The sequence below is a fragment of the Reichenbachiella sp. genome, assembly GCF_039944555.1.
In the GTDB taxonomy this organism is placed as follows: Bacteria; Bacteroidota; Bacteroidia; order Cytophagales; family Cyclobacteriaceae; genus Reichenbachiella.
This window is the reverse complement of the sequence record NZ_JBDUYN010000006.1, coordinates 488525-503034: the sequence shown is the minus strand read 5'-3', so window position 1 is coordinate 503034 and position 14510 is coordinate 488525. Positions and strand designations below refer to the sequence as shown.

Below are 14510 nucleotides of genomic sequence, written 5' to 3'. Positions count from 1 at the left end.
AAAATGAAAAAGCTAATACTACTCTTTGTAACGCTGATATCTATCAGTAGTACAATATTTGCTCAACAAAGGCCAGAGCTATTAGATCCAAATATCAGGTATGGTGTTTTGGAAAACGGAATGACCTATTATATCCTTCACAATGAGGAGCCAAAGGATCGAGCGAGTTTCTACATTGTTCACAATGTAGGAGCCATCCTGGAAGAAGATGACCAAAATGGTCTGGCTCACATGCTAGAGCATATGGCTTTCAATGGCTCAACCAATTTCAAAGGAAAAGGAGTTAAAAACTTTTTGGAGAGGCAAGGGGTAGAGTTTGGAAAAAGTTTCAATGCGTATACAAACACAGACGAAACAGTCTATAACATCAGCAATGTGCCAACCGGCAAATCAGAAGTAATGGATTCGTGTGTTCTGATTTTACACGATTGGTCAGGGTCTTTGACCTTGGCGGGTGAAGAGATCGATGCCGAACGTGGGGTGATCAAAGAAGAGTGGCGAACAAGAAATAATTATGGCAGGCGTCTAAGGAAGACCTTGGCTCCAACCACATATTATCAATCTAAATACGCTGTTAGAGATGTAATAGGAGACATGGAGGTTGTAGAAAATAGTCCCTACGAGGCTATTCGTTCATTTTACAAAAAGTGGTACCGCCCGGATCTCCAGGCTGTGGTGATTGTTGGTGATTTCGACGCCGATCAAATGGAAAGTAGAGTTAAAAAAATACTTTCTAAAATACCGACTTCAGCTAGTCCTGCTAAAAGAGTAGAGTATCCTGTTGGAAACAATGAAGGAATCGTGTACGATTTTGCCACCGATGAAGAAGCTCAACTCGTGCAGTACTCAGTAATGATAAAGCACCCGACCACGTCAAGAGAAAACAGAAATCAAGAGTATTTACGCAATGACCTTCTGACTTCTTTGTACCGATCAGTACTCAATGAAAGACTTGGCAATATCCAACAAAAGCCTGATGCTCCGTTTAATCGAGCACAGATCGGATATTATAGTTTTGTGCGGACCTCAGATGTTTTCTATATGGGAGGGTCTAAACCGGATAATATCGATGTTTTAGGATCTATGAAGGCGCTGCTTATAGAAAATGAGCGAGTGAGAAGACATGGCGTTACGTCTACTGAACTTGAAAGAGCCAAAATACAAACACTGAAATATTACGAAGAGGCCTACAAAAACCGTAACGAGGTCAATAATGATCGATTGGCAGGTAGTATTAAAACGCACTTTTTGGTAGGTGAGCCGCAGCCAGGCGTAGCCTTTGAATTGGAATTTGCCAGCACTGAACTACCGAAAATCACTGCCAGGGAGGTAGGGGACTTAGCTAAAAAATGGAATAAGGAAGATAACGTGGTAGTCACAGTTCAAGGCCCAAAAAACGTAGATTTTGACTATCCGTCTAAAGATCAAATTGTGAGACTGTTTGATGAAGTAAAGAATACAAAGGTTGAAGCCTTCGTGGATGAAGTAGTGACAGCACCTTTGGTGGCCAATGAACCAAAGGCAGGAAGCGTAGTGTCATCAAAGCCACTGGACGGAATAAATGCTAAAGAATACGTTCTTAGCAATGGAGCAAGAGTGATTATTTATCCAACAGATAAAAATGACAATCAAATATTGTTTAATGCTTACAGTCAAGGAGGCTTGTCGCTGGTAGCAGACGAGGATATTCCAACGGCTAGTCTGGTCGCACAAATTGTAGATGAAAGTGGTATTGGAGAGCACAACTTAGAGAATCTTAAGAAATTGTTGGTAGGTAAGCAAGTGGGTATAAGTGCAAGTATTAGTCAGTACTCAGAAGGCCTCAATGGGTCATCAACCCCTGATGACATTGAGACTTTACTACAGCTGATATACCTCACTTTTGAAGCACCCAGGTTTGAAAAGGAGAGTTACGAGGCCGTGACAACTAAGATGAAATTGCGTTTGAAAAATGCGTCAACGAATCCTCAGAAGATTTTTGGGGATTCCATTTCTCTGACGATGTCAGGAGGCAATCAGACAAGAAGACCCATTCAAAACCTTGAATTTGTTGACAAGGTCTCTTTCGAAAAGTGCGAAAGAATTTATCGAGATAGAATTAGCCAAGCAGGAGATTTCGTTTTTGCCTTTGTTGGAGCAGTGGATGAATCCATCTTGATCCCATTGGTGGAAAAATACATTGGCTCAATAACTGATGGAAAAAGAAGAGAGCAATGGAAGGACGATAAAGTACGTCCATATGGAAATGGGTATATAAATCAGTTTTCGCAACCAATGGAAGTTGCCAAGCAGACTAACTATATCAAATATCTCGGGGAAGCGAAATATTCAAGCGAAGGCAATGTGGTATTGGCTATTGCTAAAGGGATACTCTCTAAGCGTTATTTTGAGACCATCAGAGAACAAGAAGGGGGTAGTTATGGAGTTGGTGTTTACAATTCGTTTTCTAGCATTCCATACGGTAATTATGGAATGACCATGTATTTCGACTGTAACCCAGATAAAGCTGACAAACTCGTTGAAATTATTCATAGTGAAATGAAAAACCTTTTGGCCAACGGACCAGCTGAGGAAGACTACAAAAGTGCTGTAGAAGGGATGATCAAGACTAGAGAACAATCTTTGGAGCAGAACGGGACTTTGCTTAGAGGGATAATTGACCAATATAGCATTGGATATAACACGGCTCAACCTGAGAACTATGAAGATATTTTGAGCGGTATGACAGTGAAGAAATTTACTAAGGTGTTTAAAAAAATCATGGCTAATAGTGCCACTACCAGCGTGATTATGAAACCAGAATAGTATATAGAATAAAAACCATTAGACCGGCCATTAAACACTAATTGACAGCCAGATGAAAAGTCCCATATTAATGAATGTAAAGTTTTTGCTTGTAATTTTTTGTGCATTGGTGTTAAACCATGCCAATGCGCAAATATCAAGTTTTGATAATCAGAAAAAGGCTAAAAGTATTCAAAAGAAGATATTGAAGGCCTATGAAAAAATGCTTCAAAGTACTGTTGATATTGGAGTACCAGAAACGGGTGCTAGCGGTGTTTTGATTTCTGAGGATGGTTATATTTTAACAGCAGCCCATGTAATCGCCGCATTAGAAGGGAAGGACAGTGAGATTAGATTGAACGATGGTACCAAAGTTACGGCGACTTGTCTCGGTAAGAATACAAACGCTGATTATGGTCTGCTGAAGATTAAGGAAAAGGGCAAATGGGTATATGCAGACTTGGGAAGTTCTTCGGATTTAGTCATGAATGAGGCCTGTGTCATGCTTGGGCACCCAGAGGTATACGACCCTGATAGACCGGCTGTGGCTAGAATTGGTTTTTACAAAGGAATTACGTCTCATGGTTATCTGAAAACGAGTTGTATTATGATGCCAGGAGATTCCGGAGGGCCACTATTCGATTTAAAAGGTAGAGTTATTGGTATTTGCAGCTATATAAAGGATGGGATCAATGAAAATTATTATCCGGCAATTGATAAGGTGAAGGAGAATTGGGAGCGATTGGAATATGCTGAAACGTTTTATGACGAGCGTCAGCCTGACGAGGCCAGCTTTATAAATGCATCTATAGAGTCATCACCAGATGTATTTAAAGGAGGGAAAGAAGGCCTTAAATCCATGTTCCAAGAAGGGAGCAAAGAAATTGGTGAATCTGTAGTGAAAATAGAAAGCATAATTGATGGCAATAAACTGGAAGTATATGGAACCCTAATTGATTCCAAAGGTTATATCATATCCAAATCTTCACGTGTGGGAGACGAGAAGTTGAAGTGCCAACTTAATTCAGGGGTTAGTTTGATAGCCAAAGTGATTGGACGTGATGAATCCAACGATCTTGTAATCATTCAGGTAGAATCGAATGAGGTACTAAAGCCCATTGCTTTGAATAAAAATGTGAACACCCAGGTGGGGCAATTATTAGGTACAGTTGGGCAAGGAAAGCAAGTTTTGTACGCTGGTATGCTTAGTGTAAAGCCAAGAGAGGTACTCAACAAGGATAGGGCCTATTTTGGGGTTGAGTTTGCCTCAAGTAAGCCAATCATCGGTGAAGTATTTGATGGCGGAGCAGCTGAAGTTGCTGGCCTAGTGGCTGGAGACGAGATATTAAAATTTGATAAAAAAGATGTCGAAAACCGACAGATTTTTTACAGCATTCAAAAAACAAAAAGGCCAGGCCAAAAAGTAGTACTTACTGTTTTGCGCAATGGTGAAGAGAATCAAATTGAGGTCACATTGGGAAAAGCCCCGATTAAGCCAAGTGAATGGAAAGAAAATCATCCAGCATTTGATACAGAAGAAAGTAAACGAAAAGACGATTTTCCAAATGTGTTTACACATGATATGTCATTGATGCTAGATGAATGTGGCACTCCGGTGATAGACCTAGATGGTCAAGTGATAGGAATAAATATTGCTCGTAAAAATAGAGTTAGTGCGTTTGCAATACCAATTGCGGATGTATTGGCTTCTGTAGAGAATATATTGGATAAGCACTAATGGTGAATTGAAATTTGAACAAGACAATTGATTTTCTCATAGTTTAGTGATGTCAAAAAAAGGAGTCGCAGTTATTTTAAATGGTTTTTTGAATGGCGGCTCCTTGACTTGACTGACAGGAGAGAACAAGTTGAGAGAAAAGAAAGGGTATGACTCAAGAGAACGTAAAAGTATTGATTATTGGTTCAGGTCCTGCGGGATACACGGCTGCTATATATGCAGCAAGAGCGGGTCTAAAGCCAGTGTTGTACACCGGAGGAGAACCTGGAGGGCAATTGACTACTACCAATGATGTTGAAAATTTCCCTGGTTATCCGGATGGGGTAAATGGCCCGCAGATGATGACTGACTTGCAAAATCAAGCGGAAAGATTTGAGACTGAGATCAGATTTGGTATGGTCACATCTGTTGATTTTTCAGGTTATCCTCACAAAGCCATCATCGACGAAAAACATGAAATTACAGCTCAAGCTGTAATTATTTCAACTGGTGCTAGCGCCAAATATCTAGGTCTTGAGTCTGAAAAAAGATTATTGAATGTTGGTGTATCAGCTTGCGCAGTATGTGACGGTTTCTTCTATAAAGGAAAAGAAGTAGCTGTAGTAGGCGGTGGAGACACAGCCGCAGAAGAAGCTACTTATCTGGCCAATATTTGCCCTAAGGTCTACTTGTTGGTTAGAAGAGATGAAATGCGTGCTTCTAAAATTATGCAGCAGCGAGTATTGAATACCCCAAACATCGAAGTACTTTGGAATACATCTACCGATGAAGTCCTGGGCAAAGACGAAGTAGAGGCCATGAGAGTGGTGGATACAGTGACAGGAGAGAAGCGAGATATTCAAATCAGTGGATTCTTTGTTGCCATTGGTCATGAACCTAATACAGGGATATTCAAGGAGTATCTGGAAATGGACGAAGCTGGTTATTTAATCGTCGAGCCAGGTACATCGAAAACCAAAGTAGAAGGTGTGTTTGTCACAGGCGATGCTGCTGATAGAGTTTATCGTCAGGCTGTGACTGCTGCAGGTACTGGTTGTATGGGAGCGCTGGATGCAGAGAGATTCCTTGCAGCTAAAGATGTTAATTTAGGCTGAATTTGTTCATATTGAACTAAAGAAAACAACTGATTGATACCTTTCAATTTTGTTGTGGCTCTAGTGCTCAATGTTCGCCAGGGAATTCAATAGCAGCATTCGTCTATGTTTTTAAGAGTGTAAATTTTTAAGATTTCAAAAACAAAGTAAGCCACTCAATTGAGCGGTTTACTTCAGTCGGGATACCAGGATTGAATGGCACCGGCCACCCGGCTGAGACCTCCTGGTCCCAAACCAGGTGCGCTCAGGACCTCATTACTCAGCGAGTAGTCTTTTTGGTTTAAGCCTTTCAATGATTATTTATCCCCTTACATTCACCTGCTTCTCCCTTTAAAATGTGTTTGATTAGGTGCATCACCGTGCATTTTTGTTTGCAAATGAAGCGAATCGAATCCATAGAAAGCAGGAATTGAGAAGTGAATGACACAGGGCTTATGTATATCTAAATGCATAAAGAAGGACAAGAGTTCTTGGGCAAATATGGGTTTTAAAGACGCATAAGTAATCAGGGAGGCATTTTATCCCGGTTTGGACCCCATCAACTTGAAATAATATTCCTGATCAATGTCAGGATTTGAACCCGCAAGGCTCATTCCATTTCTCTTATTTTCTAGGTTTATTGATGTATAAAGTTTTTGAAGTTAATCAGGTATTTCACGAAATGAAAAAGTCATGAAAACGATTACTAAAAAAAATGTTACTCAAAGTAAAAGAAGGGAAACGCCAAATTATAGAATAAGGAAGCATAGACCAGCTAAGGAGAAGACAGAACCGCTTGTATTAAGGCAAAATGACTACGCGGATCTTATAGAGATTAAGGCAATCAAAAACCAGAGGAATGCCGATCAGCGTGTAATGCTCTTCTGGTTTGGAATGAGTCTCGCCTTGGCTACCATGATTGTTATTTTCAACTGGAAATTTTATAGTGATCGGGAACTCATTACATTGGAGAACTTGGAGAATACCACCTTCGAAGAAGTTCAGGACATTCCGATTACGCAACAACCACCTCCACCGCCAAAGATCATTCAACAGCCTAAGGTAGTGGCGGTTCCGGATGAAATCATCATTAAGGAAGTTGAAGTTGTTATTGATGTAGAAACGACAGAGGAGATGGCCGTCGAAGAGGTTGAGTTTTTAATGGAAGAGGTTGAGGAAGAGAAGGCAGAGGAGATTTTTCACATTGTTGAGGAAAAGCCCGAACCCATCGGAGGCCTGAAGGCATTTTATGACTATGTATCTCAGCATATGACCTATCCGGTAGAAGCACGAAAGATGCAAATTCAGGGTAGAGTATTCATAAGGTTTGTGGTAGATAGCGATGGATCTATTGTGGATGTCATCGTCTTAAAAGGCATTGGGGGTGGATGCGATGAGGAGGCAGTAAGAATTGTGAAAAATGCCCCAAAATGGAAACCCGGTAAGCAGCGAGGCAAGCCGGTCAAAGTATACATGACACTACCAATTATATTTAGGTTGTATCGATGAGGGTACTTTTTATAAGTGAATAATCAATTAGAATGGAAATATTAAGTTGTCTTTTTATAGCTCCAAACTGCCAAGCCATTCATTGCTAATGCATAGACGAGCGTTTTTAGCAATTGAGGCAAAATATCTTCGAGATTTGAACCCTTTAGCATGACCATGCGCATGACCTCAACAAAGTATTTTACGGGATTGAATTCTGTGATAATCTGGGCCCATCCGGGCATACTTTCTATTGGAGTGAAGAGGCCGCTCATTAGAATGAAAATGACCATAAAAAACCAGGCAATAAACATGGCCTGCTGCTGTGTATCTGTGTAATTTGATATGAATAGTCCAATGCCTAGCACGACTAAAATATAAATAGAAGTATAGAAATACATCAACGCCAGGCTACCCACCATTGGAACATCAAAAATGAGTTTTGAAATAATGAGTCCAATGGAGAGTAAAGCCATACCTATCACCCAAAACGGAAATAGCTTCCCGATAATGAACTGACTCTTCCGGATGGGAGTCACATTGATTTGCTCTAGCGTGCCAATTTCCTTTTCTCGCACAATGTTCATCCCGGATAGGAATAAAGTGATCATGGTGACAAGCATTACCAAAATACCGGGAACCATAAATGTTTTATAGTTCAGCGTTTCGTTATACCAAAATAGTGGAATCGTAGCAATGCTTATTGGGGGACCTGAGCTCTGAGGTTGCCCGACCAGTTCAACCTTTATTGCCTTATTGAAATCTCGTACAATTTGATTGATATACACACTTTCTACTCCAGCAGCAGCTCCATTGATTGCGTTGATGGCAATTCCTAATTTGACGTATTTGTCTTTTACAAGATCTCGCTCCAAATTTCCAGGTATTTCTAATATCACGTCTACTTCACCATTGAGCATGGCCGAATTGGCCAACGATGCCGAAGGAAAATCTGAAATAACATTGAAGTAGCTAGAGACTTCGAATTTTTCAATAAGAGATCTGGATGCAGATGTGTGATCATGATCAATATAGGAGAATTTGATATTTTTCACCTCAAATGTTGCAGCATTAGATAGTATGAGCAATTGAATCAAGGGCATGACAAAAATGATTGGGAGCATAGCTTTATTTCTAAAGATTTGCCTGAACTCCTTTTGAATGATATATCCGATCCTTTTCATTACTCTAATCTGATCTTGTATTTTCTTACACTGACAACAATGAAAAATAGTGCCATACCAAAAAGCAACAGCGTTTCCTTCCATAGATAGACGATGCCAACTCCCTTGAGCATGATGCCTTTCAACAGAACGATAAACCATTTTGCCGGAATAATATTACTGATGACCTGCAAGGGGACCGGCATGCTAGAAATGGGAAATATAAATCCGGAAAGTAGAATGGTGGGCAACATTAGTCCCATTAGGGAAACCATCATGGCGGTTTGTTGAGTAGTAGAAATGGTTGAAATCAAAATGCCTAGTGATAGTGAAGTGATGATAAACAAAACACTTTCCACCCCAAGCAAAAACAAGCTTCCCTGGATGGGCATTTTAAAAACGAAAATGCTCAAAACAATTATTACGATGGCGTTGATCACAGATAGAAAAATATAAGGCACTACTTTTCCTATAATGATGAGTACTGGTTTTAATGGTGACACGAGCAAAATTTCCATAGTACCCAATTCCTTTTCTCTGGTTATCGATATAGAAGTCATCATAGCAGATACCAGCATTAAAATGATGGTCATTACGCCAGGAACAAACATGAATACCCCTTTCAGCTCCGGATTGTAAACCATACGTATCTCCGGTAGCACCTGATAGGCGAGCTGAATATCTCTGTTCAATTCCTGCTGATAGTTGCGAAGAATAGAACTTGTGTAATTACTGATCGTGTTTGCCGTATTGGGGTCTGTGGCGTCCGTTATAATCTGGATGGTTGCAGTGTTGTCTCTTATTAGGTTTCTACTGAAATTCTTTTCGAAATTTAATACGGCCTTGATCTTTCCTTTTTGAAAGACCGACTCAATGTCAGTTTCACGCTCGATAAACTCATTGATGCTAAAATATTTTGAAGCCGCAATTTTGTTGATGATTTCGCCCGTAGTTGCGTCTCTGGAATGGTCTAGTACGGCAATGTCCACATTATTGATTTCATTGGTAATGGCAAAGCCAAACAGCAGAATTTGAGCAATGGGCATTCCAAATAGAATAAAGAGTGAACGTTTATCTCGGAAGATATGATAGAATTCCTTTCTTACAAATCCCTTGAACCGCTTCATCCTCTTGCCAGTTTTAAAAATACGTCATTCATGCTGTCTACCTCAAATTGTTCTTTGAGCCTTTTGGGAGTGTCTAATGCTTCAATTTTACCATTTACCATGATCGAAACACGATCGCAGTATTCGGCTTCGTCCATGTAGTGCGTGGTTACAAAAACGGTCGTTCCGTTGTGGGCAGTTTTGTAGATCATTTCCCAAAACTGTCGCCGTGTAATCGGGTCCACACCACCAGTTGGCTCGTCCAGGAACACAATCTTTGGATTGTGCAGCAAGGCGACTGAAAATGATATTTTTTGCTTCCAGCCCAATGGCAATGCACCTACCAGCTGATGAGCGACCTCATGCAATTCCAATTCCTCAATCATCAAAGCGGTCTTTTCTTTGATTTGAGCTCCAGACAAACCATAGATACCGCCAAAGAAGGTGATATTTTCCTTCACGGTGAGGTCGTCATATAAAGCAAACTTCTGACTCATGTAACCGATGCTTTTCTTGATGCTCTCTGCCTGAGTAAACACATCATATCCCGCCACATGAGCTTTGCCGGAAGTTGGATTGGAAATCCCAATGAGCATCTTCATGGCTGTAGTTTTACCAGCTCCGTTAGCTCCCAGAAAACCAAAAATTTCTCCCTTATCCACCTTAAAAGTGATGGCATCCACAGCGCTAAAATCACCAAACCTTTTGGTTAAGCTTTCTACTTGTATGATCGGTTGATTGTCCATCTATTTAGCTAATTCCATAAATGTATCTTCTATAGTAGGCGAGATGGGTTCAATGTGAACGTGTTTTAATCCGTAATCCTCCAGAAAACCCTGTAATTCACCCTTATTGAAATCAGGGCGTTGATCAGCATAATGGACAAATTCTCCGAAGGGAAAGACGCTGTAATGATGTTCATATTCCTTGAGGCTTTGGATTAGCTTATACATATTGTCAGCGCCCACGTTGTACAGGGCCTTAGGGTAATGTTTCACAATCTCCTGAGGAGCATCTATTTCCAATATTTTGCCATCCTGAATTAGTGCAATACGATCGCACAGTGCCGCTTCATCCATATAGGGTGTAGATACTAAAATGGTAATTCCCTTTTGCTGTAAGCGCTTGAGCATTTCCCAAAACTCTTTCCGGGAGACCGGATCAACCCCTGTGGTGGGTTCGTCCAGAAACAACACCTTCGGTTTATGAATCAGGGCGCAACAGAGCGCTAGCTTTTGTTTCATTCCACCGGACAGTTTGCCTGCTCTACGATTTTTGAAGGGTTCGATTTGAGTATAGATGTCTTTGATCAAATCAAAATTCTCTTCGATGGTGGTTCCAAAAATGGTGGCAAAAAAGGTGAGGTTTTCTTCAATGGTTAAATCCTGATACAGCGAAAATCTCCCGGGCATGTATCCCACATTGTTTCGAATACTTTTGTAATCATCGACTACATCGAATCGAGCAACTGTAGCGGTACCTTCATCAGCGATTAAGAGTGTTGTCAGTACTCTGAATAAGGTGGTTTTACCAGCGCCGTCTGGTCCAATTAGCCCAAAGAGTTCACCCTCCTTCACACTGAAAGAAATGTTGTCATTGGCTTTTAGATTGCCATAAGATTTTGAAACATTAGTTAGAGTAATGCTCATAGTTTTTATTTTTTTAAAATAGAACTAACGGTCTCCTTAGTTGTTCACCCCATTGCCATGCATTTCTTTGAAATGCTCTTCAAACCAATCCGGTCTTTCTAACTCGTTCTCATACATGTAACTCGCTATCTTCTGAAGCACCTCGGTGTCTAAAGGCATGCTTATCATTACATTAAATTGATCCACCGCACCTGGCATTAGTACTCTTTCCTGACTGGGGTTTTGTACCCACTCTACCATGGCATTTACAAATTCTTCTTTCTTTGGATATTGTATCTGATAGCGTCTCTTCACCGCAACCAGGGGCGGGGCTATCAGATCATCATGTGATGCTGAGTTGGGATGATGACAAGCATAACAATTGTTCTTCATCAAAGTATACCCTTCGTTTGTTTGAACGGTGTTGGTGTCAGCTGTATCTTGGGCTGCAATGCGGTCATTCTTTTCCTTAGTCAATGGGCCGCAACTCACTAAACCAATACTGAAACTTATCAATGCAAGAAACCTTTTCATTTTCTAATGATTTTTATAAAACCTCTTCGTGTAGCCACATTTCTGCAGGCATTCCTATTTTAAGACTACCGTCGTTAGCGACATTAATTTTTACTGCATATACCAGCGCCACACGTTCCTCTTTAGTTTGAATTATTTTAGGCGTGAACTCTGCCTCTGACGCGATCCAGGTAATAGTTCCCGGATAAGACTTCATATCCGTATTAGAATCTATTTTAACGTTTACTTTTTGTCCAATCTTAATACCCGAAAGCTGGGTCTCACTTACAAAAACCCGCAGCTGCATGGTACTCAAATCGGCAATTTTATACAGCGGTTTGCCAAACGCTGTGACCTCATTGGGTTCAGCGTACTTCACCAGAACAGTTCCGTTTATGGGGTTTATGATTTTGCTTTTTGCTATCTGGTCCTCGATCTGCCTGATTTGAACATCTATATTTTTAAGCTCGCTTACAACAGGTGTGTTTTGAATTTTAACGCTTTTTATCTGCTGTTTGATCACGTCTATTTCACCCGTGATATCGTCCAATTGTTTTTGGGTTCCGGCATTGTCCTTAATTAGATTTTCAATCCTCTTTTTATTAGTGTCAGCGGTCTCTAGCCGGGCATTCAAAACAGCAATCTGAGACAAAACTCCTCTTGATTTTGAGGCAATCACTTCTTTAGAAACGGCGAGCTGATCACGCTTTAATGCAAGAGGAATCGTATCTATATAACCGACCAGGGCTTCTTTGGTCAGTGATTGACCTTCGTCCAGGTTGAATTGCATAAGTTTCCCATTATTTTCTGCGGAAATGGTGATTTCAGTAGCTTCAAAATTGCCATACCCATCAGCTCTGCCATTGTCAGAACTACAGGAAAATAGGGTGAGAGTAGCTATACTCAAAGTAGATATAAATTGGATTCTTTTCATTTTTCTATTGTCCTTTGGTGATGTTATAATCTGCCTTCATCAATGCAAGCTGAATCTTGTGCATACTCAATGTATTTTCGTCCTCAAACAAATTGGTCAATTCTGTGATGTAGGCCGAAGTGGTAATGACACCGTTTCGTAATTGAGATTCAGCTGATTTTAGCACTTCTTTTCGCAATTCGATAGATGCTATATCGGAAGTGATAAATGCATTCAATTTCTCGATTTCAGATTGCTGTTGATTCAGTTCGATTTGTGTGTTCAATTCGAAAATTTCAGATTCATTGTCAACTATTTCTTTATTCAACAGGAGTGATTCACGTTTCTTTTTATTGGCATTCCAGTCAAAAACATTCCAGTTAAGTTTTAAACCAACCGTGTAAAAGGTTTGAAATGAGTTATCAAGCATGTTCAAACCAGGGTTGCCATAGCCACCGGTTGCAAAACCTGATATTTTGGGAGCGTTTTGCTTTGACAGAAGTAGATCAGAGGATTGGATCTGTTCTTTTTTTAGCTGGAATAAGGCTAATTCTGGACGGCTGATTAGGGTCTGGTCATTGATTTCTATTTCAGCGTCAGGAAGTGTCGTAGACGGTTCGATATTTTTGCCAATAAGTGAGGATAGGGTTTGGAACAAACTGAGCTCATTGTGCTCCACTTCGATAAACTGTCTTTCTATTTTTAACATTTCCGCATCCAGGACTTTATCCGATGCTGGTAAAATTGTTCCATTTTCAATTCCTGATTTGACTTCTTTTAACCTTGCTTCAAGCTGCTCTCTTTTAGCGGTCAGTAAAGCTTTCTTCTCGCGAATCAGTAGAATGGAGAAGTACAACTGGTTTACCTGTTTTTTTAACTGATACAAATTGACTTCTACTTGCTTTTGCTGAGTTTTCAAAACAGCAGATTTTGCTTTTAATGAGGCATCAATTGAACCACCGTCGTAGATCAATTGATTAGCAGTGATGGTTGAACGATATTGATCCTTGTTCAACGGTTTTATAGAAGACAATGGGACTTGAATGACATCGGATTGATAGGTGGCTTGAGCTGAAAAGTCAAGCTTTGGTAGTTTTCCGGTATTAATGGCTTCTAAATCTAAGTCGTTTTGCTTCTCTAGCAAATCAAGCTGCTTGGCCAAAGGATAATTGTTAATCAACTGGTAGCATTCTTGTAAGGTCAGTGTTTGCTGCCCATAGGTGAATGCTGGAAATGCAAAAGCTAAAAGGATGACTAGTCTCTTCATGGTTTCACTTTTATAGAGTTGATAATAAAGTCTGACACCTCCGTTTTTCTATCCTCCATCAATTGTTTAAAGGTCTGATCATTTATATTGGCGAAAGCCTTGATCAAGGGTGTAGCTACAAAAGGGAAGATGTTCAATGCCATGATGTTGATGAATAACTGTTCCGCTTTAATAGATTTTATCGTACCGCTTTCAACTTCAGCAGCCACCTGTTTTTTAAATTTATCCAAGTTGGGGAACCCGGTTTTATCGCGCATTTTCAGAATGAATTCAGGATTTCTGTTCACTTCATGAATAATGAATTTGGGTAGGTAGGGGTGCTTGTTCATGAATGTGAGATAGTTGGCTGTGAAATTTCTGATTTTATCTTCTATACTCGAATCATCATTGAGAATCCCGTTCAATTGAGGGGCCAACAGAGAAAAAGCATTTTTGAAAACAGCTTCAAAGAGCATTTGCTTACTTCGATAGTAATAGTGAAGTAGTGCCTTGTTGATTCCGGCTTCATTTGCGATCTCTTGCATTCGTGAACCATCCATTCCTTTACGCTGAAACACATTCTTAGCGGCTGTCAGTATTTGATCTTCGGTGGTATCGTTTTTTGTTTTCGACATGTTTAACTATATGGTTTAACCGTTTGGTTAACAAATATAACGCCTTTATTTTAAAAGGGTTGTTGCACACTTAATTTTCTATTACAAACCAATGGACAATTGATTATTAATCAGGTGTCAACATCTATCCAGTCGACATGATATGCATGGGTACAGCTTCGATATTCGGTGCTACAGCATTGCTTTAATCATTTAGCCGGATGACGGTTCTCATTGGCCAAGT

Annotated in this window: 12 protein-coding genes; 4 read left to right on the top strand and 8 right to left on the bottom strand. The window is 40.2% G+C overall.

The features are described 5' to 3' along the window. Positions 1-3 precede the first annotated feature (3 nt). The 4 genes from ABJD64_RS06905 (at position 4) to ABJD64_RS06890 (ending at position 7104) form a co-directional block, all read left to right on the top strand. Positions 4-2805 carry an insulinase family protein gene (locus tag ABJD64_RS06905; RefSeq protein WP_348179920.1) on the top strand — a complete coding sequence of 934 codons (2802 nt, stop codon included), beginning with the start codon at positions 4-6 and terminating at the stop codon, positions 2803-2805. Positions 2806-2857: 52 nt separating this feature from the next. Further along, complete coding sequence (locus ABJD64_RS06900; protein WP_348179919.1) at positions 2858-4522, top strand: trypsin-like peptidase domain-containing protein; 1665 nt, start codon at positions 2858-2860, stop codon at positions 4520-4522. A 149-nt stretch (positions 4523-4671) separates the two neighbouring features. Next, positions 4672-5616: a thioredoxin-disulfide reductase gene (gene trxB, locus ABJD64_RS06895; protein ID WP_348179917.1), complete on the top strand. Its 945-nt coding sequence runs from the start codon at positions 4672-4674 to the stop codon at positions 5614-5616. A 672-nt stretch (positions 5617-6288) separates the two neighbouring features. Then, positions 6289-7104 carry an energy transducer TonB gene (locus ABJD64_RS06890; protein ID WP_348179915.1) on the top strand — a complete coding sequence of 272 codons (816 nt, stop codon included), beginning with the start codon at positions 6289-6291 and terminating at the stop codon, positions 7102-7104. 41 nt (positions 7105-7145) lie between these two features. Here the strand turns inward: ABJD64_RS06890 and ABJD64_RS06885 are convergent, their stop codons facing one another. Genes ABJD64_RS06885 through ABJD64_RS06850 form a run of 8 tightly spaced genes read right to left on the bottom strand, consistent with a single transcriptional unit; the run spans position 7146 to position 14287 of the window. Then, a complete protein-coding gene (locus ABJD64_RS06885) occupies positions 7146-8267 on the bottom strand; it encodes an ABC transporter permease (protein ID WP_348179913.1) in 1122 nt (373 codons plus the stop codon). Next, the gene (locus ABJD64_RS06880) at positions 8267-9373 is read right to left on the bottom strand and encodes an ABC transporter permease (RefSeq protein ID WP_348179911.1); all 1107 of its coding nucleotides are present in this window, start codon (positions 9371-9373) and stop codon (positions 8267-8269) included. The genes ABJD64_RS06885 and ABJD64_RS06880 overlap by 1 nt, the downstream gene beginning before the upstream one ends. Further along, positions 9370-10098, bottom strand: a complete 729-nt coding sequence (locus ABJD64_RS06875) for an ABC transporter ATP-binding protein (protein WP_348179909.1) — start codon at positions 10096-10098, stop codon at positions 9370-9372. Before ABJD64_RS06875 ends, ABJD64_RS06880 begins: the two co-directional genes overlap by 4 nt. Then, the gene (locus tag ABJD64_RS06870; protein WP_348179907.1) at positions 10099-11001 is read right to left on the bottom strand and encodes an ABC transporter ATP-binding protein; all 903 of its coding nucleotides are present in this window, start codon (positions 10999-11001) and stop codon (positions 10099-10101) included. Positions 11002-11037: 36 nt separating this feature from the next. Beyond that, positions 11038-11514 carry a c-type cytochrome gene (locus ABJD64_RS06865; protein ID WP_348179905.1) on the bottom strand — a complete coding sequence of 159 codons (477 nt, stop codon included), beginning with the start codon at positions 11512-11514 and terminating at the stop codon, positions 11038-11040. Between the two features lie 13 nt (positions 11515-11527). Continuing rightward, on the bottom strand, positions 11528-12427 hold the full coding sequence (locus tag ABJD64_RS06860; protein WP_348179903.1) for an HlyD family efflux transporter periplasmic adaptor subunit: 900 nt from the start codon (positions 12425-12427) through the stop codon (positions 11528-11530). A 4-nt stretch (positions 12428-12431) separates the two neighbouring features. Then, a complete protein-coding gene (locus ABJD64_RS06855; RefSeq protein WP_348179901.1) occupies positions 12432-13673 on the bottom strand; it encodes a TolC family protein in 1242 nt (413 codons plus the stop codon). Then, entirely contained in the window at positions 13670-14287 is a 618-nt protein-coding gene (locus ABJD64_RS06850; protein ID WP_348179899.1) for a TetR/AcrR family transcriptional regulator, read from the bottom strand. Before ABJD64_RS06850 ends, ABJD64_RS06855 begins: the two co-directional genes overlap by 4 nt. Positions 14288-14510: the final 223 nt, after the last annotated feature.